Annotated in this window: 23 protein-coding genes; 5 read left to right on the top strand and 18 right to left on the bottom strand. The window is 52.7% G+C overall.

Annotated features, from left to right (window positions below; translation table 11 throughout):
- The first annotated feature begins 91 nt into the window (after positions 1–91).
- Positions 92–2,041 (top strand): bifunctional 2',3'-cyclic-nucleotide 2'-phosphodiesterase/3'-nucleotidase, encoded by a 1,950-nt coding sequence (locus tag AACU55_RS05460; protein ID WP_134706798.1) that lies wholly within the window; start codon positions 92–94, stop codon positions 2,039–2,041.
- Positions 2,042–2,164: 123 nt separating this feature from the next.
- On the top strand, positions 2,165–2,830 hold the full coding sequence (gene ytfE, locus AACU55_RS05465) for an iron-sulfur cluster repair protein YtfE (RefSeq protein WP_134706799.1): 666 nt from the start codon (positions 2,165–2,167) through the stop codon (positions 2,828–2,830).
- 65 nt (positions 2,831–2,895) lie between these two features.
- On the opposite strand, the gene fklB is transcribed toward ytfE, so the two are convergent.
- Positions 2,896–3,516: an FKBP-type peptidyl-prolyl cis-trans isomerase gene (fklB, locus tag AACU55_RS05470; RefSeq protein ID WP_037034256.1), complete on the bottom strand. Its 621-nt coding sequence runs from the start codon at positions 3,514–3,516 to the stop codon at positions 2,896–2,898.
- Positions 3,517–3,771: 255 nt separating this feature from the next.
- Here fklB and AACU55_RS05475 point away from each other — a divergent pair, with 255 nt between their 5' ends.
- Positions 3,772–4,482 (top strand): LysM-like peptidoglycan-binding domain-containing protein, encoded by a 711-nt coding sequence (locus AACU55_RS05475; protein WP_013573779.1) that lies wholly within the window; start codon positions 3,772–3,774, stop codon positions 4,480–4,482.
- A gap of 87 nt (positions 4,483–4,569) precedes the next feature.
- On the opposite strand, the gene rplI is transcribed toward AACU55_RS05475, so the two are convergent.
- From rplI to yjfP, 5 genes are all read right to left on the bottom strand, one after another.
- Positions 4,570–5,022 (bottom strand): 50S ribosomal protein L9, encoded by a 453-nt coding sequence (gene rplI / locus AACU55_RS05480; protein ID WP_013573778.1) that lies wholly within the window; start codon positions 5,020–5,022, stop codon positions 4,570–4,572.
- Positions 5,023–5,061: 39 nt separating this feature from the next.
- Positions 5,062–5,289, bottom strand: coding sequence for a 30S ribosomal protein S18 (gene rpsR / locus AACU55_RS05485; protein WP_002210155.1), 228 nt, complete (start codon positions 5,287–5,289; stop codon positions 5,062–5,064).
- A gap of 4 nt (positions 5,290–5,293) precedes the next feature.
- Positions 5,294–5,611: a primosomal replication protein N gene (gene priB, locus AACU55_RS05490; protein WP_013573777.1), complete on the bottom strand. Its 318-nt coding sequence runs from the start codon at positions 5,609–5,611 to the stop codon at positions 5,294–5,296.
- Between the two features lie 5 nt (positions 5,612–5,616).
- Positions 5,617–6,009 carry a 30S ribosomal protein S6 gene (rpsF, locus tag AACU55_RS05495; protein WP_013573776.1) on the bottom strand — a complete coding sequence of 131 codons (393 nt, stop codon included), beginning with the start codon at positions 6,007–6,009 and terminating at the stop codon, positions 5,617–5,619.
- A gap of 150 nt (positions 6,010–6,159) precedes the next feature.
- Positions 6,160–6,909, bottom strand: a complete 750-nt coding sequence (yjfP, locus tag AACU55_RS05500) for an esterase (protein ID WP_134706801.1) — start codon at positions 6,907–6,909, stop codon at positions 6,160–6,162.
- Between the two features lie 279 nt (positions 6,910–7,188).
- On the opposite strand from yjfP, the gene AACU55_RS05505 reads away from it, so the two are divergent.
- Positions 7,189–9,138, top strand: coding sequence for a methyl-accepting chemotaxis protein (locus AACU55_RS05505; protein WP_134706802.1), 1,950 nt, complete (start codon positions 7,189–7,191; stop codon positions 9,136–9,138).
- A 96-nt stretch (positions 9,139–9,234) separates the two neighbouring features.
- A complete protein-coding gene (gene bsmA / locus AACU55_RS05510; protein ID WP_037034266.1) occupies positions 9,235–9,546 on the top strand; it encodes a biofilm peroxide resistance protein BsmA in 312 nt (103 codons plus the stop codon).
- Here bsmA and AACU55_RS05515 read toward each other — a convergent pair whose 3' ends face one another.
- The 12 genes from AACU55_RS05515 to mutL all read right to left on the bottom strand — a co-directional run bounded on the left by AACU55_RS05515 (position 9,547) and on the right by mutL (position 24,098).
- Positions 9,547–11,178, bottom strand: coding sequence for an isovaleryl-CoA dehydrogenase (locus AACU55_RS05515; protein ID WP_134706803.1), 1,632 nt, complete (start codon positions 11,176–11,178; stop codon positions 9,547–9,549).
- Between the two features lie 136 nt (positions 11,179–11,314).
- A complete protein-coding gene (gene rlmB / locus AACU55_RS05520) occupies positions 11,315–12,058 on the bottom strand; it encodes a 23S rRNA (guanosine(2251)-2'-O)-methyltransferase RlmB (RefSeq protein ID WP_014411562.1) in 744 nt (247 codons plus the stop codon).
- 92 nt (positions 12,059–12,150) lie between these two features.
- Positions 12,151–14,649: a ribonuclease R gene (gene rnr / locus AACU55_RS05525; protein ID WP_013573770.1), complete on the bottom strand. Its 2,499-nt coding sequence runs from the start codon at positions 14,647–14,649 to the stop codon at positions 12,151–12,153.
- A gap of 41 nt (positions 14,650–14,690) precedes the next feature.
- The gene (nsrR, locus tag AACU55_RS05530) at positions 14,691–15,116 is read right to left on the bottom strand and encodes a nitric oxide-sensing transcriptional repressor NsrR (protein ID WP_013573769.1); all 426 of its coding nucleotides are present in this window, start codon (positions 15,114–15,116) and stop codon (positions 14,691–14,693) included.
- A 227-nt stretch (positions 15,117–15,343) separates the two neighbouring features.
- Complete coding sequence (locus AACU55_RS05535; protein WP_013573768.1) at positions 15,344–16,642, bottom strand: adenylosuccinate synthase; 1,299 nt, start codon at positions 16,640–16,642, stop codon at positions 15,344–15,346.
- Between the two features lie 144 nt (positions 16,643–16,786).
- Positions 16,787–16,987, bottom strand: a complete 201-nt coding sequence (locus AACU55_RS05540; protein WP_013573767.1) for a DUF2065 domain-containing protein — start codon at positions 16,985–16,987, stop codon at positions 16,787–16,789.
- A 98-nt stretch (positions 16,988–17,085) separates the two neighbouring features.
- On the bottom strand, positions 17,086–18,084 hold the full coding sequence (gene hflC / locus AACU55_RS05545) for a protease modulator HflC (RefSeq protein ID WP_013573766.1): 999 nt from the start codon (positions 18,082–18,084) through the stop codon (positions 17,086–17,088).
- A gap of 2 nt (positions 18,085–18,086) precedes the next feature.
- Entirely contained in the window at positions 18,087–19,385 is a 1,299-nt protein-coding gene (gene hflK, locus AACU55_RS05550) for an FtsH protease activity modulator HflK (protein WP_013573765.1), read from the bottom strand.
- Between the two features lie 33 nt (positions 19,386–19,418).
- A complete protein-coding gene (hflX, locus tag AACU55_RS05555) occupies positions 19,419–20,723 on the bottom strand; it encodes a ribosome rescue GTPase HflX (protein WP_013573764.1) in 1,305 nt (434 codons plus the stop codon).
- 98 nt (positions 20,724–20,821) lie between these two features.
- A complete protein-coding gene (hfq, locus tag AACU55_RS05560) occupies positions 20,822–21,130 on the bottom strand; it encodes an RNA chaperone Hfq (RefSeq protein WP_013573763.1) in 309 nt (102 codons plus the stop codon).
- Between the two features lie 114 nt (positions 21,131–21,244).
- Positions 21,245–22,186 carry a tRNA (adenosine(37)-N6)-dimethylallyltransferase MiaA gene (gene miaA, locus AACU55_RS05565; RefSeq protein ID WP_013573762.1) on the bottom strand — a complete coding sequence of 314 codons (942 nt, stop codon included), beginning with the start codon at positions 22,184–22,186 and terminating at the stop codon, positions 21,245–21,247.
- Entirely contained in the window at positions 22,179–24,098 is a 1,920-nt protein-coding gene (mutL, locus tag AACU55_RS05570) for a DNA mismatch repair endonuclease MutL (protein WP_134706804.1), read from the bottom strand. Before mutL ends, miaA begins: the two co-directional genes overlap by 8 nt.
- Positions 24,099–24,108: the final 10 nt, after the last annotated feature.

A 24,108-nucleotide genomic window follows, 5' to 3' on the forward strand; every position in this document is an offset into this window, starting at 1 on the left:
TCCATGACAACTGATTACATTCTCAGCAAATTTTGAGATACATATCCGGTTTTCTCTTACGGGCATCATCCCTTTCTCTGGAGGCAAGGCAATGAATAAACGTCATCTGACGTTATCCCTGCTGGCGGTACTGACGGCAGCATCCGTTCAGGCGTCACAGGTGGATCTGCGCATTATGGAAACCACGGACCTGCACAGCAACATGATGGACTTCGATTACTACAAAGATAAACCGACCGATAAATTTGGACTGGTACGCACCGCGAGCCTGATCCATGCGGCACGGAACGAAGTCACCAACTCAGTATTAGTCGATAACGGCGACATCATACAGGGCAGCCCGCTGGGCGATTACATGGCGGCGAAAGGCCTGAAACAGGGCGACGTCCATCCTGTTTATCTGGCGATGAATACACTCGATTACGCGGTCGGTAATCTCGGTAATCACGAATTTAACTACGGTCTGGATTATCTGAAAAAAGCACTGGCCGGGGCGAAGTTTCCTTACGTAAATGCCAACGTCATTGATGACAAAACCGGTAAGCCGCTGTTCACGCCATTCCTGATCACCGATAACGCGGTAAAAGACCGGGAAGGTAAAACCCATAATTTGCGCATCGGCTATATCGGTTTCGTGCCGCCGCAAATCATGGTCTGGGACAAAGCCAATCTGCAGGGCAAAGTCACTGTGGCGGATATCACCGAAACCGCTAAAAAGTGGATCCCCGAAATGCGTAAGCAAGGTGCCGACATCATTGTCGCCATCCCGCACTCTGGTCTTTCCGGCGACCCATACAAAACCATGGCAGAAAACTCGGTGTATTACCTGAGCCAGGTGAAAGGCATCGACGCCATTATGTTCGGCCATGCGCACGCGGTTTTCCCGAGTGAGGAATTCGCCAGCATCAAAGGCGCGGACATCAGACAAGGCACGCTGAATGGTGTTCCTGCCGTGATGCCCGGCATGTGGGGCGACCATCTTGGTGTCGTGGATATGGTGCTGAACAACGACAGTGGCAGTTGGAAAGTCGAAATGGCTAAAGCTGAAGCGCGCCCGATTTACGATAAAGAGCAGAAGAAATCTCTGGCGGCGGAAGATCAGAGTCTGGTGAAAGTGCTCGCCCCTTCTCATGACGCAACACGTAAATTTGTCAGCAAGCCAATCGGCAAATCCACCGACAACATGTACAGCTATCTGGCACTGGTTCAGGACGACCCGACGGTACAAATCGTCAATAATGCGCAGAAAGCCTATACCGAACATTTCATTCAGGGCGACCCGGATTTAGCCGATCTGCCGGTACTTTCTGCTGCTGCACCCTTTAAAGTCGGCGGACGTAAAAACGATCCGGCCAGTTTCGTGGAAGTGGAAAAAGGTGAGCTGACTTTCCGCAATGCGGCAGATTTGTATCTGTATCCGAATACACTGGTGGTGATGAAAGTCACCGGACAGGAAGTCAAAGACTGGCTGGAATGTTCTGCCGGACAGTTTAATCAGATCGATATTCACAGCACCAAACCACAACCGCTGATCAACTGGGATGGCTTCCGTACTTATAATTTTGACGTTATCGACGGCGTGAAATATGAAGTTGATGTCAGCCAGCCGGCAAAATTCGATGGTGAATGCGCACTGATTAATAAAGATGCAGAACGCATTAAAAACCTGACCTACAACGGTAAGCCGATAGACCTGAAAGCCACCTTCCTGGTCGCCACGAATAATTACCGGGCTTACGGCGGAAAATTCGCAGGTACCGGCGATAAACACATCGCTTTCGCGTCACCGGATGAAAACCGTTCCGTGGTTGCGGCGTACATCAGTGCCGAAACCAAAAAAGCAGGCGCGGTCACACCAACGGCGGACAACAACTGGAAGCTGGCGAAAATTGCGGCACCGCAACCGCTGGATATCCGTTTCGAAACGTCTCCTGGCGACAAAGCGGCGGCCTTTATTCAGTCTCACGCACAATACCCGATGACGGCCAAAGGCACCGATGCCATAGGTTTTCAGATTTATCAGGTCGATTTGCAAAAATAATGCCCTGTCAAACGCCCCGCCTGGGGCGTTTTTTCTTTCTGTACTTCCTTTGAGCTATAGCCGCGCCTTAAACATGTATTTATAATACATGTTATAAATTCTTTCATTTAACGAGGCTTCATCATGGACTATCGCGACCAACTCCTTGGCGCTCTGGCTGTTGCCATTCCGCGCGCTACCCGTCTGTTCCGTCAGTACGATCTCGATTTCTGCTGTGGCGGTAAACAAACCCTGCTGCGCGCCGTCACCAAAAAAGAGCTGGATATTGATCTCATCGAACAGCAGATTGCTGAAATTGCCCGGCTGCCGGATACCTCCACTGACTGGAAAACCGCACCGCTGGCGCAAATTATCGATTTTATTATTCCTCGCTACCATGACCGCCACCGTCAGGAGCTGCCTGAACTGGTTCTGATGGCAGAGAAAGTGGAACGGGTACACGGTGACAAATTGCCTTGTCCCCATGGTCTGGCGGTTCAGCTGCAACTGATTCTGGAAGAACTGACCAGCCACATGATGAAAGAAGAACAGATCCTGTTCCCGATGATCCGCGGCGGAATGGGCCGTCAGGCTGCCGGTCCGATTTCAGTCATGGAACGTGAGCACGATGATGCGGGGCAGATTCTTGAAGAGATTAAACGTCTGACCAATAACGTGACGCCGCCGGAAGGGGCGTGTGTGACCTGGCGTGCGCTGTACGCCGGGATCAACGAATTCATCACCGACCTGATGGAGCATATCCATCTGGAAAACAACCTGTTGTTCCCGCGCGCGCTGCGTGGAGAATAATTCAGGTTTCAGAGGTAAAAAAGGGCGCATATGCGCCCTTTCTTGTTTCTGCTATCCGGAAGGAATTACAGAATTTCCAACAGCTCAACTTCGAAGATCAGCGCGCTGTATGGAGGGATGGAAGCCCCCGCGCCACGTTCGCCGTAAGCCAGGTTATGTGGTATATACAGTTCCCACTTAGAGCCGACAGGCATCAGGGTCAGTGCTTCGATCCAGCCCGCGATCACGCCATTGACCGGGAATTCAGCCGGCTCGCCACGCTGTACGGAGCTGTCAAACACGGTACCGTCGATCAGTTTACCGGTGTAATGAACACGTACGCGATCCTGACGGCCCGGAATAGTGCCTTCGCCCTGGGTGATGACAGAGAATTGCAGACCAGACTCGGTGCTGCTCACGCCTTCGCGCTGTGCATTTGCAGCCAGGAATTCCTGACCCTGAACAGCCAGAGCTTCCTGGCGTTCACGACGAACAGCATCAGCACGTTCGTGGACTTCACGCAGTGCGCGGTGAACCACATCAACAGGAACGGCTGGCGTATTCCCTTCCAGCGCGTCGCGTAAGCCTGCCAGCAGTGCGTCAGGCTCTAAACCCTGCAAACCTGATTCCTGCAACTGTTGACCGACCTGCAGGCCGATACCGTAACTTGCCTGCGCTTCTACGCTGTCAAATGAAGGGGTAGTCATGAAATTTCCTTAGCTCTTAAAAATGTCGAACGCGCAGCATAGCAGCGCAAGGCTTTTGGGTAAAATTCTCTGTGAGGCAACATGACGGCAGGCGCAGTTCCTTTCCTTTTTCGGTAAATTTTTCGCATTTGACGCCATTCACGACATCGTTCGGGTGATATTTGTGCTTTGTCCCTTTCCGCATCAAGCAGTTAAACGGCTATACTAGGCAGCAACAGGCAGTCGACATTACGACAGTTAACAAGAGAGGTCGTCATGGGCAGAATCCCGCCCAGGAGAAGGAAAGCCATCCGTATTTATCAACCCATGTTGAGATCCTGGATTGCCATTATGAAAAGGCCGATGCGAGACACCACAGCACCGCAGAGTGAAAGCGAGAGTGAAATCACTTCTGCAGAAACGGAAACCGGTACTTCCGCCGCCGCCCGGGGCAAAACGCTGCTGAGCAAAATCTGGCACATGAGCGACGATTTCCACTGGTTGTCGCCCCTGCCGTATGCGCACCGCCGCGGCATTATTCTGGCTGTGCTGGTCATCCTGCTGGCATTACTGTGGCCCTATACGCCAGAAAACACCTATGCGCCGTCGCAACCGCAACAACCGGCAAGTATCCCGATGCAGGCCGATTTGCGTAACGATCAGGGCCGCACGACGCAAATGGCGCAGCCTGAGCCTGTTCAGCCGCAGAGTAATGACAACAGCGGCACGTGGCGCAGTTATCAGGTGCAGTCGGGTCAGACGCTGGCGCAGTTGTTCCGCGATAATAATATGGCAGTAAATGACGTATTTTCGATGGCACGGGTAGAAGGGGCGGACAAACCGCTGAGTACCCTGAAAACCGGGCAGGAAGTGAAGATACAGCGTGATGCGCAGGGGATGGTCATGGCCCTGCAAGTGACAACGGATCAAAATGTTACCGTGACGTTTACCCGTCAGCCGGACGGCAGTTTCCAGCGCGGTAACTGATCGGCTTCTTATCTTTGCATTGTTCATCATGCAGAAAAGCAAAACGCCGGCACATGGCCGGCGTTTCACAGGTTAACTTCAGCGCTATTACGCTTCAGCAACCACAACTACGTTCAGTTTAGCGAATACGTCGCTGTGTACCTGGAACTCAACTTCGTGTTCACCAGTGGTACGCAGAACGCCATTCGGCAAACGAACTTCGCTTTTAGCAACTTCAACGCCAGCAGCAGTTACTGCATCAGCAATATCGCGAGTACCGATAGAGCCGAACAGTTTGCCTTCGTCGCCTGATTTAGACGCGATGGTTACTGAACCCAGTTCGTTGATTTTAGTTGCGCGAGCTTCAGCAGCGTTCAGAACGTCAGCCAGTTTGGCTTCCAGTTCTGCACGACGTGCTTCGAAGAACTCAACGTTTTTCTTGGTAGCAGGAACAGCTTTGCCCTGTGGTACCAGGAAGTTACGAGCGTAGCCCGCTTTAACGTTAACTTGATCACCCAGGCTGCCCAGGTTTGCTACTTTATCAAGCAGAATAACTTGCATTACTTTATCCTCTCAAAGTCGTTAATAGACAGTGGCCGATTACTGATGACGATCAGTGTATGGCAACAATGAAAGGTAGCGAGCGCGCTTGATGCAACGAGCGAGCTGACGCTGGTATTTTGCACGAGTACCGGTAATACGGCTCGGGACAATTTTACCGCTTTCGGTAATGTAGTTTTTCAGTGTAGCGATGTCTTTGTAATCAATCTCTACAACGCCTTCCGCGGTGAAACGGCAGAACTTGCGACGACGGAAATAACGTGCCATTAGGCTAGTCTCCAGAATCTATCAAATCAATCTGCTCGGCATGTAACACCACTTTATTCAGACCATTGCGCCCTTGATGGCAGCTAATGAATCCGGTCACAGTGAGTTGCGTGCCGACCGTTATACTGTGAGTTAATGCTTGTGACGCTTGTCCACTGACAACCACGGGCATTCTGCACCATGCTTGTCGGTTAAATCCGGCTTCCTGCTGCGACGATTTGTGCTCTAGCACAAACTGGCAGTGTGGAATGCCCGAAGGACTGACTTTACGAATGGGGGTCTTGCACACAGTGCCCGACAACACCAGACGATTCGCCGTCACGGCAATTACTCTTCAGAATCCCCAGCTTCAGCATCATCGTTAGCTTCAGCAAAGTCTTCGCGGCGATCACGACGCTCATCTTTTGCTTTAACCATTGGAGATGCTTCAGTTACCGCGTGTTTAGTACGCATAACCATGCTACGGATAACGGCGTCGTTGAAGCGGAAGTTAGTTTCCAGCTCATCGATCGCTTCCTGCGGAGCTTCAACGTTCAGCAGAACGTAGTGGGCTTTGTGCAGTTTGTTGATCGGGTAAGCCAGTTGACGGCGGCCCCAGTCTTCCAGACGGTGAATCTGACCAGCTGCGTTAGTGATTACTGCACTGTAACGCTCGATCATGCCCGGAACCTGTTCGCTTTGGTCAGGGTGAACCATAAAAACGATTTCGTAATGACGCATCGAATTGCTCCTTACGGATTATTCAGCCTCCTGTCAGGGTCAACCGCGGCCCATGGAAGCAAGGAACGTGTTTGTGTGCGGTCGAAAAAATGACGCGCAATTATATGTACAGCCTGTGGGAAACTCAAGGAGAAAGGCAGATTAATTTCTCTACAGCTTTGCAGCGAAGAATGCCGTGGCTTCTGCCAGCGCATGAACCGAGACTTTATGCTTCGCGCCCGCCTCAGAAATAAAGGTCAGATTATCATCTGCACCGCTTTCAGCCAGTTCCTGCCGCAAGCGCTGGCTTTCAGCAAAAGGCACCACATCATCTTCTTCACCGTGCCAGACAAACAACGGAATATCTGCGATTAACGCCGCTTTCCCGGTGAAATCCAGACTCAGCAAAGGCGCGATTTCGCGTTCAAATACGTCACGCTGCACAATGCCACCGGCGTTGTAAGCTGGAAAAAGGTGGTGAGATAAACGCGCGAAATAACCAGAGCCCATCAGGTTGGCCGCCGCTTTAATCCATGGGAATTTGATCAGCGCCGCCATGGTGGTCATGCCCCCCATCGAAACGCCAGCGACGCCTAAACGCTGCGGATCCGCCAGACCGCGTCCGACAAACTCGTCTTTCAGACACGCCAGTTCATCAATGTTGTTCTGCAAAATGCTCCAGAAATTCGCCAGACATCGCGCTTCGTCGTTTTCTGCGCGCGCACCGTGCATTAATGCATCAGGCAATATCACGCGAAAACCCGCCTTTGCCAGCGTGTAGCCGAAATATGAATAAATCTCTTTGGAAGACAGAAAACCATGATAGAAAAAAATCGTCGGAAGTTGCTGCTGATACTGTCCGGCGGGCACGGCATGAATGATCTGGATCCCTTCAATATTTTCTTCGTACATCTCAACCATCGTGCTTTCCCCTGTGCATTTAGAAAAAATATCGGCCTCTGTGAGTTTTGACATTCTACGGGTCTGCAAAACGGCGACCACAACCTTTTTCGTATGATTTATAACCCGTTATTCAAAATCCGCATTTTTCAATTGGCTGACCTTAATTCAAATTCACACATTTATATTTATTTCATTGATTCAGATCAATTTTACATGAAATAAATGGTTACATTTGATGGTTAATCCTTTCCCGTTCTCCGCCGTTAGTGCGCTATCAGAAGCTAACGGGAAAAACCCATGAAAACGGCATCAAAACGCTCATTTCGACGGTGGAGCATTGGCGCAAAACTGGCCAGCATCGCCTCCCTGCTGGTCGGTTCCTTATTTATTATTTTCACTTTGTCACTGACTCACTCCGCTGGAAAGCAGGTCAATGAACTGGCCGTTAACGCCATTTCCGAGCAGGTGACCGGGGTGGTAGACATGATTGAAATGTACAATGCCAGCCTGAATGCGGAAGTGGACAGCTATACGCGTCTGTTCAGCCATTTTCTGCCATCGGATTTCGAACTTGATACTACCAGCCCGATGATGGTGGGCGATCAGTCAGCACCTGTCATAAAAGCAGGCGGTACGCCACTGAATCTGGATAGCAAAATCCCCGATGATTTTCTGGCGCGCACCGGCGCAATTTCCACCGTGTTTGCACGCCGCGGCGATGACTTTATCCGCGTAACCACGTCCCTGAAAAAACAGGACGGCACCCGCGCCATCGGCACCTTGCTCGACAGTAGCAGCCCCGCTTATGCGCAAATTATGGCAGGGCAACCTTTCAGCGGGCTGGCAACGCTGTTCGGCAAAAAATACATCACCAAATATCAGCCGGTGCGCGATGCACAGGGCAGCGTCATTGGGATTTTGTTCGTGGGTGTGGATATCACGCAGGAATATGCCGACATGCGCCAGAAAATCCTGTCCAAACGCATTGGCGAGAAAGGCTATTTCTTTGTGCTCAACAGCGCACCCGGTAAAGATCTCGGTAAATATCTGGTGCATTCCACTGATGAAGGAAAAACGCCAGCGTGGCCTGAAGGCGAACTGCAGCAGGTGATGGCGCAGCCGAAAGGCCAGCGTGAGTACACTGACGCAACCAGCCAGCATCAGCAATTCATGGTATATGCGAATGTGCCGGCCTGGCATTGGGTGGTGGTCGGCAGTACCGATAAAAACAGTCTGATGGAACAGGTCAATAGCACGCGTAATCACTTCCTGATGGTGAGCCTGCTGGCGCTGGCATGTTTCGCTGCACTGTTTATCTGGCTGACGCGCAAGCTGGTCAGCCGCCCGCTGAGCGACGTCGTGAGTATTGCACAACAATATGCCAGCGGTGACCTGCGCGCGCGGGCTGAAACCCAGCGTGTTGATGAAATTGGTGCCCTGATGCATGCGATCGACGGAATCGGCCACGGGCTGGAAAAAATTGTCGGTGAAGTCCGGCAGGTTTCCTCTGAAATTATGATGAATACGCAAGGACTTGCGCGCGACAGCGAGCAGATTAATCATCAGATCGGCACGCAAGCCAGCAGTCTGGAAGAAACCTCAGCCAGCATGGAGCAGATCACCGCTACCGTACAGAACACGGCGGACAATGCCACACAGGCCACTCAACTGGTGCAACAGACCGACAAAGCGGCCACGGTCGGTGCTGATGCAGTGAATCAGTCGGTTGAGAGCATGGAGGCCATTAAGCACGCCTCAACGCGTATTGCGGATATCACGACCGTCATCGAGGGCATCGCCTTCCAGACCAATATTCTGGCCCTTAACGCTGCCGTAGAAGCTGCCAGAGCCGGTGAGCACGGGCGCGGGTTCGCGGTTGTCGCTGCAGAAGTCCGGGCGCTGGCACAGCGCAGTTCAAATGCGGTGAAGGAGATTGAAAATCTGGTCGCAGATTCCCTGAGTAAAGTCGAGGACGGCCACCAGAGTGCAGCCAAAACGCAGATAAACATGAACGATATTTTGCAGGGTATTCGCCAGGTCAAAGTGCTGATGAGCGATATCGATCTGGCCTCGCACGAGCAGTCGTCCGGTATTTCACAGGTAAACATTGCCATTATGCAGATTGGTAAAGCGACGCAGGAGAACGCCACGCTGGTGGAGAATTCACAGCAAACTGCGGCGGCGCTCAGCGAACAAGGCCGCCATCTCTCACAACTGGTCAGCGTCTTTAAAATTTCCGAACGGTAAGACGTGAATTGCGCGGCAATATACACCGCGCGGACTCGCCAGCACACCGGTGAAAGGGCTACACTTCAGGGTATCGCCCTTTTACCGGATATCACGATGAAATCCCTCCGAATCTCCGCTGCGCTGTTGTTAGTGGTTGCGCTAAGCGGTTGCAGTAATCTGATGCAAACCACGCCGGTTCCGCCGCCTGCCGTGACGACCAAAGCGCAGGAAATTACCCGTGCGCAGACTTCCACTCTCACCAAAATTGGCAGCATCACGGTCGATGTGATTGGCAGCCCGATGGATGCAGAAGCAGAAGTGCAGCGACGCGCCGATGCGGCGGGTGCGCATTACTACGTGATCATGTTTAACAGCGAAACTATTATTCCCGGCCGCTGGTATTCACAGGCCACACTCTACCGCTGATTATTCAGCGCCGATCGCCCGGTTAAGCAACAACTGGCACAAACGTTCCGGCAACAGCGTTTCTCCACGCGGATCAAGCACCATTCGGCACCACGCGTCTGCCACCGGTGGCGACGCAAACTCCAGCATTTGCGTCGCGGTCAGCAGGTTAAATAGCTGACCGGTAAGCCAGCGACCCTGCGCTTCTTCCGGCTTACGCAGCCGTTGTAAAAACTGGCGCGACGCCCGGTCAAAGACGCGGTTTTGTCCGCGCGCCTGATGCAAAATCTGCTGAACCATTTCCGCGCTGGCAGGCAGTTTTTTCAGCGTGCGCAGCACATCAAGACACATAACGTTTCCCGATCCTTCCCAGATACTGTTGACCGGCATTTCGCGGTACAAACGCGGCAACTCGCTGTCTTCGCAATAGCCAATCCCTCCCAGCACTTCCATCGCCTCTGCCACAAACGGCATCCCCTGGCAGCACACTTCGAACTTTGCAGCGGGCGTCAGCAGGCGGCATAATAATTGTTCCGCCGGATTATCCTGCGCATCGGACGCCGCGGCCAGACGCATCAGCAACATCGTCTGCCCTTCCAGCAACAGCGCCATGCGGCTCAGCGTCTGGCGCATCAGTGGTTGTTCGATAAGCTGTTTACCAAAAACCTGCCGCTGGAAGGCGTGGTACAGCGCAACCGACAACGCCCGGCGCATCATAGCGTGGCTGCCCAGCGCGCAGTCAAAGCGCGTATGACCGCCCATTTTCAGGATATGGCGGACGCCCTCGCCTTCTTCGCCCAGCAGCCAGCCGGTGGCATTCTGAAACTCCACTTCGCTGCTGGCGTTCGAACGGTTACCCAGTTTGTCTTTCAGGCGTTCGATGCGGATCGCATTGCGCGTTCCGTCTGGCAATACGCGCGGCAGAAAGAAGCAGGACAGTCCGCCATCAGTCTGCGCCAGCACCAGATGCGCATCGCTTTGCGGCACGGAGAAGAACCATTTGTGGCCCACCAGATGATAAGGTTTTCCGCTGCCTCGTCCTTCCAGCGCCGTCGCCCGCGTGGTGTTGCTGAGCACGTCCGAGCCGCCCTGTTTTTCCGTCATGCCCATGCCGATCAGCACGCCTTTCTTCTGATCGCCGGATTGCAGATGCGGATCATAACGGTCAGATAACAGCGGTTTCATCCAGCCACTGAACTCCGGCGGCAGATATTTTTGCAGCAACGGGATCGCGCCAAATGTCATCGTCACCGGGCATAACGTCCCCGCTTCAACCTGACCGTGAAGAATAAAACGCGCCGCACGCGCCACCACCGAACCGATACGCGCATCTTCCTGCCAGGGTAAATTGTGCACGCGGTTGGCGATCAACCCTTGCATCAGCAGATGCCACGCAGGATGGAAACGCACGTCATCAAGACGTTCACCGGTGGTGTCATAACGCAAAAGATCGGGCGGATTGGTATTCGCCAGCCTTCCCAGCTCCAGCGATTCTGCAGAGCCTAACTGCTGCCCGAGGGACGCCAGGACATCGGCATCCCAGCCCGCCTGCTGGCGGGAAACCGCTTCGCGCAACGGGGTGTCGGAAAGGAATAAATTGCTGTTACTCAGTGGTTTGGGTTGATTGAAAACCCGGTGTGTTTCCCAGTCCATCGCCTGCTCCCTGTTAAAAGGATATGGCGTAAGTATGGTAAAAAACGGGGAATTAACAGGCGGACAGATCACAAAGGCAGAAATGCAAACGGGAGCCCTGAGGCTCCCGTTTAATCAGCGGATCAATAAACGACAATCAGCTTTTCTTCAGGCCGCGCTGACGTACCGCTTCGAACAGGCAAACACCGGTGGCTACGGAAACATTCAGGGAAGAGACGCTCCCCGCCATCGGGATGCTGATCAGTTCGTCGCAATGTTCGCGGGTCAGACGGCGCATACCTTCGCCTTCTGCGCCCATCACCAGCGCCATCGGGCCGGTCATTTTACTCTGGAACAGGTCATGATCCGCTTCACCGGCCGTGCCGACGATCCAGACATTATGTTCCTGCAATACGCGCAACGTACGCGCCAGATTGGTCACGTTGATCAACGGCACGTTTTCAGCGGCGCCGCTGGCAACTTTTTTGGCGGTGGCGTTCAGTTTCGCGGAACGGTCGCGCGGAACAATCACCGCGTGAACACCCGCCGCATCCGCGGTACGCAGACAGGCACCCAGGTTATGTGGATCCGTTACGCCATCCAGCACCAGCAGGAACGGACAATCGAGGCTTTCCAGCAACGCAGGCAGGTCATTTTCCTGATACTGGCGGCCTTCGCGCACACGCGCAATAATCCCCTGATGCACAGCACCTTCGGATTTCTCATCCAGCCACTGGCGGCTCGCCACCTGGATCACGATACCACTGGCTTCCAGCTCGTCGATTAGCGGTTTCAGGCGTTTATCGTCACGGCCTTTCAGGATAAAGACTTCCAGAAAGCGTTGCGGATCGTTGTCGAGTAAGGCTTTAACGGAGTGAATACCGTAGATAATTTCGCTCATGATGCTCTTTAAAATAGACTTGCGGACAGCAAGCTGTCCGCAATTTAGTAAGGTTACAGACGATTCTATCATAGAAGAATCGTCAGAAAGGACTAGCTGTCAGACTGCTTTTTCTTCGCGCGTTTGGCTCTGGTGGCCGCCGCAATTTTTGCAGTTTTGTCAGAAGGCTTTTTGGCTTTCTTCGGTTTACCGTCTTTACCCACAGCACTGACCGCTTTCTCTTTCTTCGGTTTGGCTGGTTTTGCGTCATCTTTGCGGAACGCGCTGTCCGGCTCAAAATTCACGTTTTTCTTAGCGGTACGGCGACGGCCAGCATTGGCTGGCGCGGCAGAACGCATGGTACGTTCGCCACCTTTTTTCGCGCGGTCACGTGCGGTTTTGCCTTCACCCCGTGCTTTGCGGGTGCTGGAAACCAGCGCGAAATCGATTTTACGTTCGTCCATATGCACGGCTTCAACGCGAATTTCTACCGTATCGCCCAGGCGATAAACCGCACCGGAGGATTCACCCACCAGACGCTGACCGATGTTATCGTAACGGTAATAATCATTGTCGAGCGATGACACGTGCACCAGGCCGTCGATGAACAGATCGTTGAGGCGTACGAAGAAGCCGAAGCCGGTGACACTGGCGATAATGCCGGTGAAGACTTCACCCACATGATCCTGCATGAAGTCGCACTTCAGCCAGTCCGCCACGTTGCGGGTGGCTTCGTCCGCGCGGCGTTCTGCCATCGAACAATGCTCGCCGAGTTGCAACATATCTTCGTAATCACTGTGCCAGCCGCCGGTTGGCGTCCAGCGATCTTTCAACGTGCCGTGCTCTTTCGCCAGCAGATACTTGATCGCGCGGTGCAATGCCAGATCCGGATAACGACGGATTGGCGACGTAAAATGCCCGTAAGAAGGCAATGCCAGACCAAAGTGGCCACGGTTTTCCGGATCGTAAATCGCCTGTTTCATTGAACGCAGCAACATAGTTTGCAGCATTTCGCGGTCAGGACGATCGGCCAGTTCATCCATGATCTGAGCATAATCTTTCGGCTCAGGTTTCATGCCGCCGCCCATCACCAGACCCAATTCACCCAGCACGCTTTTCAGCGCGGAGATATGGTCATCGCTTGGACGGTCATGCACGCGGAACAGCGCCGGTTCGTTATGTTTTTCAACAAAACGCGCCGCAGCAATGTTCGCCATGATCATGCACTCTTCGATCAGTTTGTGGGCATCGTTACGTACGGTCGGTTCGACACGTTCGATACGACGCTCAGCATTGAAGATAAATTTCGCTTCTTCGGTTTCGAACGCGATACCGCCACGTTCTGCACGCGCCTGATCCAGCACTTTGTACATGGTGTGCAGTTCAAGCAGATGCTTAACCAGCGGCGAATATTGCTCGCGCAGTTCCGGGTCGCCTTCGATGATGCGCCAGACTTTGTTGTATGTCAGACGCGCGTGAGAGCTCATCACGGCTTCGTAGAATTTAGAGCTGGTCAGTTTGCCCTGTGCGGAGATAGTCATCTCACAGACCATACACAGGCGGTCTACCTGCGGGTTCAGCGAACACAGGCCATTAGACAGCACTTCCGGCAGCATCGGCACAACCTGTGACGGGAAATACACCGACGTAGCGCGGCTGCGGGCTTCATCGTCCAGCGCGGTGCCGTGACGGACATAATAGCTCACGTCGGCGATTGCCACCCACAGGCGCCAGCCACCACCACGTTTTTTCTCACAGTACACGGCGTCATCGAAGTCACGGGCATCTTCACCATCAATGGTGACCAGCGGCAGACTGCGTAAATCCACGCGACCTTTTTTCGCTTCTTCCGGCACCTGTTCGCTCAGGTCTTCGACCTGTTTGAGAACCTGTGGCGGCCAGACATGCGGGATTTCATGGGTGCGCAGGGCGATATCTACCGCCATGCTGGTGCCCATTTTATCGCCGAGGACTTCAACGATTTTACCGACCGCTTTGGTACGGCGGGTCGGACGCTGTGTCAGCTCGACCACCACCATATATCCCATGCGTGCGCCGTTAATGGCATCGGCCGGGATCAGAATATCAAAGCTCAGACGACTGTCGTCGGGTACCACAAAACCGGCACCCGCATCGGTAAAGTAACGGCCCACAATCTGGCTCATTTTAGGCACCAGAACACGCACGATGCGCGCTTCACGGCGGCCTTTACGGTCAGTTCCAACTGGTTGTGCCAGGACCACGTCACCGTGGATGCACATTTTCATTTGTTCAGCAGACAAATACACATCGTCTTTCTTCACGCCTTCCAGGCGCAGGAAACCGTAACCATCACGATGGCCGATAACCGTGCCTTTCAGCAAGTCCAGACGCTCCGGCAGCGCGTAGCACTGGCGGCGGGTAAAGACTAACTGGCCGTCACGCTCCATGGCGCGCAAACGGCGACGCAGGGCTTCCAGCGCTTCTTCTCCGGAAAGATTCAGTTCGTTACCAATTTCTTCCCGGCTGGCTGGGGTTTCACGTTTCGCGAGATGTTCCAGAATAAATTCACGGCTGGGAATAGGTGATTCGTATTTTTCTGCTTCTCGTTCCAGGAATGGATCTTGTGACATAGCGGTTCCTCCGTTGTCATCAGCAGTTTGTTGAAAGTCTTTCATTCAACAAGCAATAATTTATAGAGCGTTGAGTTGTCTTTGACCATATCGGCCAGAGTGTACTGATTCAGCTCATCAAGAAAATGTTCTACAGCAGTGTGCAGGACTTGTTTTAGTCGGCATGCAGGCGTGATGTGACAAAAGTCGCTGGCGCAATTGACCAGCGAAAGAGGTTCCAGTTCGCGCACCACGTCGCCAATGCGAATGGTCTCTGCGGGCTTGCCCAGTTTAATACCTCCGTTCTTTCCGCGAACGGCAGTGACCAGACCAGCACGGCTCAACTGATTAATGATTTTCACCATGTGGTTGCGCGATACACCGTAAACCTCGGTGACCTGCGAAATGTTGGTCATCTGATCGTCAGGCAACGAAGCCATATAAATCAACGCTCTCAAACCATAATCAGTAAAACTCGTTAACTGCACACATACCTCTGGGTAGCTATTACCCGGTCTTTCCACGCCAGCAATGACAACAGGGTGAAGATGATTGTTTATTATGACACTTTGATGATAAACCAGCCGCGAACTTTGCAGCTAATCATTTAGATAGTGGATGGTTTATGGAAAGTAAACAAGTGAAGGGATTCAGAAAAAAATAAACCGGGCAATTTTGCCCGGTTATGACGTTTTTACACAATCAGCTCTGACTGTTATGCATCAAACGGGTCACGCAGAATCATCGTTTCGCTACGATCCGGGCCAGTAGAGATAATATCAACCGGCACTTCAGTCAGCTCTTCGATACGCTTGATATAGTTAAGCGCTGCCTGCGGCAGGTTTTCGACTTCTTTCACCCCAAAGGTGGTTTCGGTCCAGCCGGGCATGATTTCGTAGATTGGCTCGATACCTTCCCAGCCTTCAGCAGCCAGCGGTGTAGTCGTCATTTCACGGCCATCAGGCATGCGGTAACCGACACACAGCTTCACTTCTTTCAGACCGTCCAGCACATCCAGTTTAGTCAGACAAAAACCAGACAGGGAGTTGATCTGCACAGAGCGGCGAACCGCCACGATGTCCAGCCAGCCACAACGACGGCTACGGCCAGTGGTCGCGCCAAACTCGTTACCTTGCTTGCGCAGGAACTCGCCTGTTTCATCAAACAGTTCAGTCGGGAACGGACCTGCACCCACGCGGGTAGAGTAGGCTTTCACGATGCCGAGCACATAATCAACATAACGTGGACCAATACCTGAACCGGTAGCGACGCCGCCAGCAGTGGTGTTGGAAGAGGTTACGTACGGATAAGTCCCGTGGTCGATGTCCAGAAGCGTGCCTTGCGCGCCTTCGAACATGATCAGATCGCCACGCTTACGCGCGCCATCCAGCAGCTCAGAGACGTCAACAACCATTGCGGTCAGGATGTCGGCAATCGCCATCACATCATCCAACGTTTTCTGGAAATCAACGGCTTCTACTTTGTAGTAGTTCACCAGCTGGAAGTTATGGTATTCGATGATTTCTTTCAGCTTGATAGCGAAAGTTTCTTTGTTGAAGAGATCGCCTACGCGCAGACCGCGACGGGCTACTTTATCTTCATAAGCCGGGCCGATGCCACGACCGGTGGTGCCGATCGCTTTATCGCCACGCGCTTTTTCGCGCGCCATGTCGAGTGCGACATGATAAGGCAGGATCAGCGGGCAAGCTTCAGACAGTAACAGACGTTCGCGTACAGGGATGCCACGAGCTTCAAGTTCGCCCATTTCTTTCATCAACGCGTCAGGCGCCAGTACAACACCGTTGCCGATGATGCTGGTCACGTTTTCACGCAGAATGCCAGAAGGAATTAAATGAAGAACGGTTTTTTCACCGTTGATAACCAGAGTGTGACCGGCGTTGTGACCGCCCTGATAGCGCACAACATATTTAGCCCGTTCAGTAAGCAGGTCTACGACCTTGCCTTTCCCTTCATCACCCCATTGAGTGCCGAGTACGACGACGTTCTTACCCATCTCAAGAATCACCAGGTTGCTTAAAAAAGGATTCTAACATCTCATTCTGTGCTTTCCAGCACTTTTAGCACACGTTTGCGGGAAAAATTTTAATTGCGTGCTACCGGTCTCAGCAAGACGTGACAAGCCCGGCGTAACAAACCCTCATCCACCCAGACGACTACGCAACATGTAGTAAATTACGAAGCCTGCGACCACAAGACCCCCACCAAAACGGCGTAAAACCGTGTCCGGAAGATTCGCCAGCGAGAGGATCATTTTTCGCCATGTTTTTGGATAAAGCATCGGCCCCAGGCCTTCAAGAACCAAAACTAATGCCAGCGCCAGCCAGATTGTCGCATTCATGATGAATCGTTCTCATTACATCCCTTCCCTAAAAAGAAAGAAGGATTTCAGAAAAGACAAAAGGCCCCTGAAGGGCCTTTTGGAAATTGCAGAAGCAATTATTTATTTTTTTCAGGTGACTTCATAAAGCGGAAGAAATCGCTGTCAGGGCTTAACACCATGACGTCGTTGCCGCTCTTAAAGCTGGCCTCGTAAGCTCGCAGGCTACGGATGAATGCGTAGAAGTCAGGATCCTGGCTGAACGCATCAGCAAACAGTTTCGCCGCTTCGGCATCTCCTTCACCGCGGGTGATACGGGCAGTACGCTCTGCTTCAGCAACGGTACGGGTTCTTTCGTAATCCGCAGCAGCCTGAATTTTGGTCGCCTCTTCTTTACCCTGAGAGATGTGACGCAATGCCACCGCATTACGCTCAGCACGCATACGATCGTAAATCGCGCTGGACACTTCTTCCGGCAAGTTGATTTGTTTCAGACGTACATCCACCACTTCGATCCCCAATGCCGCCATGCTGTTCGGGTTCACCGCAGGTTGTTTACCTTTGGTTTCCTGCTCAACACGTTTTGCTGCAGAGGCAATCGCATCATCGGCTTCGGTGGTCGCTTCAGGCTCATCGCCTACGCTACCGGTGTTCAGGGCATCACGCACATCCAGCGTCAGACGACCACGGGAATCGGTCACGATATCTTTCACATCAAGACGACCAATTTCAGAACGCAGACGGTCACTGAATTTACGTTTCAGCAGAATTTCTGCCTGAGATACATCACCACCGCCTGTTGCCAGGTAGTAGCGGCTGAAATCACTGATACGCCATTTCAGGTAAGAATCGACGATTAAGTCTTTCTTCTCGCTGGTGACGAAGCGGTCAGCCTGGTTATCCATGGTCTGGATACGCGCGTCGAGCATTTTAATGGATTCCACGAATGGAACTTTAAAATGCAGGCCCGGCGCATACACCAGCGGTTTATTATCGCTGTCACGCAGGACTTTACCAAAGCGCAGCACAATACCGCGCTGACCTTCCTGAACAACAAACAGTGAAGCATAAAGCGCCACCAGCACCACAACGACGATAAGTAAAAATGACTTACGCATTGTTATTCTCTCCCTACGCGAAGTGTATCGTCACGCTGTGCATTTGCACGGCGCTGGTCCATGACACTGCCAGACGAACGGGAACTGCTGTTATCGGCACTGCTTTTACTGTTACTGCTGGTTAAACCTGGAACGGAAGGCAACAAACCTGTTTCATCATTTTTGCTGGTGTCGTTGGCTGCTGCGTTATTTCCACGCAGCATTTGATCCAGCGGCAAGACCATCAGGTTATTCCCTTTATCACTCACCAGCACTTTACGGGTGTGGCTGAGGACTTTTTCCATGGTTTCGATATACAGACGCTCGCGGGTAATTTCCGGCGCGGCTTTATATTCAGGTAACAGTTTGGAGAAACGGGCCACTTCACCCTGTGCTTCCAGAACCGTACGATCTTTATAGGCTTTAGCATCTTCCAGTAAGCGCTGTGCTTCACCGTTTGCCAGAGGCTGAATCTGGTTCGCGTAAGCTTCTGCTTCACGAATAGACTGTTGTTCTCTTTCACGGGCGGCGATCGCGTTATCGAAGGAAGCTTTCACTTCTTCCGGCGGACGCGCGGTCTGGAAGTTGACGTCCTGAATGGTAATACCCATTTTGTACGGACGAATAGTTTCTTCCAGTACACGCTGGGTATCGCTACGCACGGTCGTACGGCCTTCCGTCAGGATTTTATCCATCGTGTATTTGCCGATAACGCCACGTAATGCGCTGTCAGTCGCCTGGCTCAGGCTGTCGTCAGGGTTGGCGACGCTGAACAGATAAGCTTCAGGATCCGTCACGCGATACTGCACGTTCATTTCAACGCGCACAACGTTCTCATCAGACGTCAGCATTACACCAGACGCAGCAAGTTCACGTACCGATTCTACGTTTACTGCACGAACTTGATCGATGAAGGTCGGTTTCCAGTTCAGGCCAGGCTCAACCAGATGGCTGAACTTACCAAAACGAGTCACAACGCCACGCTCGGCTTCTTTAATGGTATAGAAACCCGTTGCTGCCCAGATCACCACCACCGCTGCGACCGCGATGCCAACAATCCGGCCACCACTCATCCCATGACCGGAACCCGTTGGTGCGCCATTGTTGCTGTTATTGTTGTTGCCTGAACCTTTTCCACCGAAGCCCCCCAGCTTTTTGCTGAGCTTACGGAAGATATCATCCAGATCAGGTGGCCCCTGATTGCGGCCACCTTTGTTGTCGTTATTTCCACCAGAATTTCCACCAGAGTTGCCGCTATTATTATTGCTGCTGCCCCAGGGGTCGCGGTCCTGTCCGTTATTACCGGGCTGATTCCACGCCATGTTATAGCTCCATTATTCTATGATTGGTGTTCTTCAGGCCAAATCAGACAGACTCTGGTTGCGGACATAGCTTTCCAGTTCCTGCTCTTGTTTGCAGAGGCGACGCCAGTCAACGATGGGCATTCGCACCATCAGACCAATACTGCCATCCTCTTCAATCCATTCTTTTTCAATGGCCTGAAGCTGGTAAAAACGGCTACGAAGTCGGCCTGCTTCCGGCGGTAAGCACAATTCATGCTGCGCAATCTCGCCAGAGAGTCGCTCCGTTAATGCCTGGAAAAGCAACGGAATACCTTCACCTGTCACGGCTGAGAGCCAGACCCTGACCGGCAAATTCTCCTCGTTGCGGTCGATACGCGGAACAAAGTCATCCAGCATATCTATTTTGTTCATCACTAACAGCGCAGGAATTTCATCTGCTTCGATCTCTGCCAGCACCGTATTCACCGCGTCAATATTTTCCTGAACACGGATGTCCGCTGCATCAATCACATGGAGTAACAGAGATGCCTGTCGGGTTTCCTGCAACGTTGCTTTAAAAGCCGCAACCAAATCATGGGGCAGGTGACGAATAAACCCTACGGTGTCCGCCAAAACCGTCTCCCCGACATCTGCCACTATAATACGGCGCAGCGTAGGATCCAGCGTAGCAAACAACTGATTGGCCACGTAGACATCGGCCTGAGTAATACGGTTAAAGAGTGTGGATTTCCCGGCGTTGGTATACCCAACCAAAGACACCGTCGGAATATCCGCACGAACGCGTGAACGACGACCCTGTTCACGCTGCTTAGCCACTTTTTCAAGACGGCTGAGGATCAAAGTGATTCTGTCCCGCAGCAAGCGGCGGTCAGTTTCGAGCTGGGTTTCACCTGGGCCACGCGCGCCAATGCCGCCGCCCTGCCGCTCAAGGTGCGTCCAGCCGCGAACCAGTCGGGTAGCAATGTGGCGTAATTGCGCCAGTTCTACTTGTAACTTACCTTCATGTGTTCGGGCCCGCTGGGCAAAAATATCTAATATCAATCCGGTGCGGTCGACAACTCGACATTCGCATAAGGCTTCCAGGTTTCTTTCCTGGCCGGGAGACAAGGCGTGATCAAACAGGATGACAGAGGCGCCCGTTGCTTTGACGGCATCTGCGATTTCTTGGGCCTTTCCTTCACCGACAAAGTATTTTGGGTGCGGTGCCTTGCGGCTCCCGGTGACGACTTGCAACGCCTCTACACCTGCAGAAGATACCAGCGATTCAAATTCGCTCAGGTCTTCCGTGTCTTTGTCCTGCGAGAAATAGATATGAACCAGTACGGCCTGCTCACCGGCTTCATAACGGTCAAACAAGCTTGCGACCTCTCATTTGGGAAAAATTCGCCAGCCGGGGGTGCATAAGCATAATCGGAATACTTATGAACCCCTTCGTGGTTGACCAACGTTGCGCTTTATTCAGCGTCATCGTTTTCCTGCTGCGGCTGTTGCGCAGACGGAGTGCTACCTTGGTGATAATTGTTGGTGCTGCCCGAACCTGGATTATTGCTATGGTGTGACACCGGGCGGGAAGGCACTACGGTGGAGATAGCGTGTTTATACACCATCTGGCTAACCGTATTTTTTAACAGAATGACAAACTGGTCAAAAGACTCAATCTGGCCTTGCAGCTTAATACCATTCACCAAGTAAATAGAAACCGGAACACGTTCACGACGCAATGCGTTCAGGAACGGATCTTGCAAAGATTGCCCCTTAGCCATTCTATCTTTTCCTTATTAGTTTGTTGTTTGTAACTTTGAGCCTATCGGCTCGAAAATAAATCACATAAAAAATTTGCGCGCTGAGTACTGATCAATTGTACACAATCACCCAACCTATGCACTAACAACCTGAATTACACGGTTTAAGGCCTCTTCTGGCTTCTCAGAATCGAGCCATTCGACACTCTCCCAACCTCGCAACCAGGTCATCTGACGTTTGGCCAGCTGTCGTGTCGCGCAAACACCACGATAAACCATTTCATCGTAATCGAATTCACCAGACAAATATGACCACATCTGGCGATAACCCACACAACGAATGGAAGGCAAATCTGTATGCAAATCGCCCCGGGCTATCAGCGTTCTGACTTCGTCTTCAAAACCATTGGACAACATCTGACTAAAACGTTCCTCGATCCGCGCATGTAATAATTCCCGGCGGGTCGGCGCAATCGCAAACTGATGTACGCGATAGGGTAATGTTTCACCCGAAATTTTAGTCAGTTCCGTTAAAGTTTTACCCGAAATAAAAAAAACTTCCAGTGCTCTGGACAGTCTCTGCGGATCATTCGGATGAATTCGCATAGCCGCAACGGGATCTATTTTGCGCAACTGGTCATGTAACGCCTCCCAACCCTGTTCTGCAGCCTGCTTTTCGATACGCTCGCGCACGACAGGATCAGCAGGTGGCAAAGGGGAAAGACCTTCAAGCAATGCCTTGAAATAAAGCATAGTCCCACCTACCAATAACGGGATCTTATTGCGCGAGGTTATTTCTGCCATTTCGCGTAATGCGTCTCGACGAAAGTCAGCCGCCGAATAAGCCACCGTCGGGTCAAGAATATTAATCAACCGGTGCGGTGCTTCAGCCAGCTCTTCTGCCGTGGGTTTCGCCGTGCCAATATCCATCCCGCGATAAATCAGGGCGGAATCGACACTGATAAGCTCGACAGGCAGGTGTTTCAGCAGCGACATCGCCAATGCTGTTTTACCGGAGGCAGTCGGCCCCATAATAAAGATTGCCGGGGGAAGTGCGTTGTTTTCAGAATCAGTCATGCTTAAAAGCCGCCAGCGCGGACTGTAAATCAAGAGGTTGCAGAAGGCCGGACGGGGGCGATTTCACCAATTGCGGGCAAAGACGCTCAACATCCGTGAGTAATTGTATGGCTTGCGAAATCGTCCAGACCTCATGCTCGCAGCCGCAGTGGCGGGCAAACCACATAGCTACCGCATCAGAAGTCACCTCCTGCTGAACAGCAAGGTAACCTAACAGATCAGGTATCAACTTTTGTAAATTTTGTTGGCGTAATGGTAAAGGTACCGCGCGAACCGTCACACGCTGTGACTCACTGAGCATTTCTAAACCAAAATGCTGTAATAACGCCTGATGGCGCGCCAGCACGGCGGTCTCTTCTTTCTGCATTGTCAGCTTCAGCGGAATTAATAACGGCTGCGGCCGCAATCCTTCTTCGGGTGGTGTCAGCTGCGCCCATTTCAGCCAGCGATCGGCCACCGGTAACGCCAGCAACACCAGTTGTTTGCCGCGCTCAAGTAACGCATATTCCGCGGAACATACCGTCAGCACGCGCCCGAAACTCTGGCTGTGTGATTCCAGCGCCGGTTCCGTCAGTGTACGGGCCACTGAAACAGCGGGCTTAGCGGGCTGTGCCACAGCAGGTGCCGGTTCCTGTAAGGAAAACGACTCCGGCGCGGGCTGCAACAAACGTCCGTAAGCTTTGCTTTCTGAAGGATTGTAAGCGGGTTCCGTGCTGCGATAAGCAGATTCACGTGGCTGGCTGGCGCGGGCAGTTTCAGGAAACACATTTTCACGCGGGGAATTGTTTTCCCGCGATGTCGGCACTTTGCGTTCTGCCGGCTGCGAGAAATGATTGCCACCCGCCGCCTGACGATTTTCCTGCTGCCAGCGCGGCGTATCTTCCTGAAGCTGTGGCTCGTCAAGAACGGGTGCCCCCGCCTGCTGCAATACGGACATCACCGCCTGATAAATAAAATCATGTACCAGCCGCGACTGATGGAAACGCACCTCGTGTTTTGCCGGATGCACATTCACATCCACCTGATGCGGATCGACATCCAGATAAAGCACATACGCGGGCTGCTGATCATCTTTGAGCTGATCCTGATACGCCTGACGGATCGCGTGATTAATCAGGCGATCTTTCATCATGCGGTTGTTCACATAGCAATACTGCATATCTGTCAGACTGCGCGAACCCGCCGGATCGGCGACCCAGCCACGGATCGCCAGATCACCGTGGCTCCATTCCACTTCCAGTGCGTGCTCGACAAACGCCGGGCTACAAATACTGGCCAGACGGCGGGAGAACTGTGAACGGTCTTTCACCGCGCGATACTGACGGATGAGTTTGCCGTTGTGGCTGAGATTGACGGACACGTCAAAGCGCGCCAGCGCAATTCGCCGGACAACTTCATCGATATGGGTGAATTCGGTTTTCTCAGTGCGCATGAATTTACGGCGGGCGGGCGTATTGTAAAACAGATCCAGCACTTCAACCGTCGAGCCTTGCGGATGCGCCGCCGGTTTGACCGTCACCGCCATATCCCGTCCTTCGGCATAGGCCTGCCAGGCTTCATTCTGCTCTGCGGTGCGCGATGTCAGAATCAGGCGCGATACCGAGCTGATACTGGCCAGCGCTTCGCCGCGAAATCCGAGGCTCAGGATCGCTTCCAGATCATCAAGACAGGTGATTTTACTGGTGGCATGACGCGCCAGCGCCAGCGCCAGATCGTCTTTGCCAATCCCGCAGCCGTTGTCGCGAATGCGGATAAGCTTGGCGCCACCGCGATCGATATCAATATCAATACGCGTCGCGCCCGCATCAAGGCTGTTTTCCACCAGTTCCTTCACCACGGAAGCCGGCCTTTCGACAACTTCGCCCGCTGCTATCTGGTTAGCAAGTTGCGGCGGCAGTACCTTGATCGGCATAGCGGCTCCT

It is taken from the genome of Rahnella sp. CJA17(1/100), assembly GCF_963881615.1.
GTDB classification, from domain to species: domain Bacteria; phylum Pseudomonadota; class Gammaproteobacteria; order Enterobacterales; family Enterobacteriaceae; genus Rahnella; species Rahnella aceris.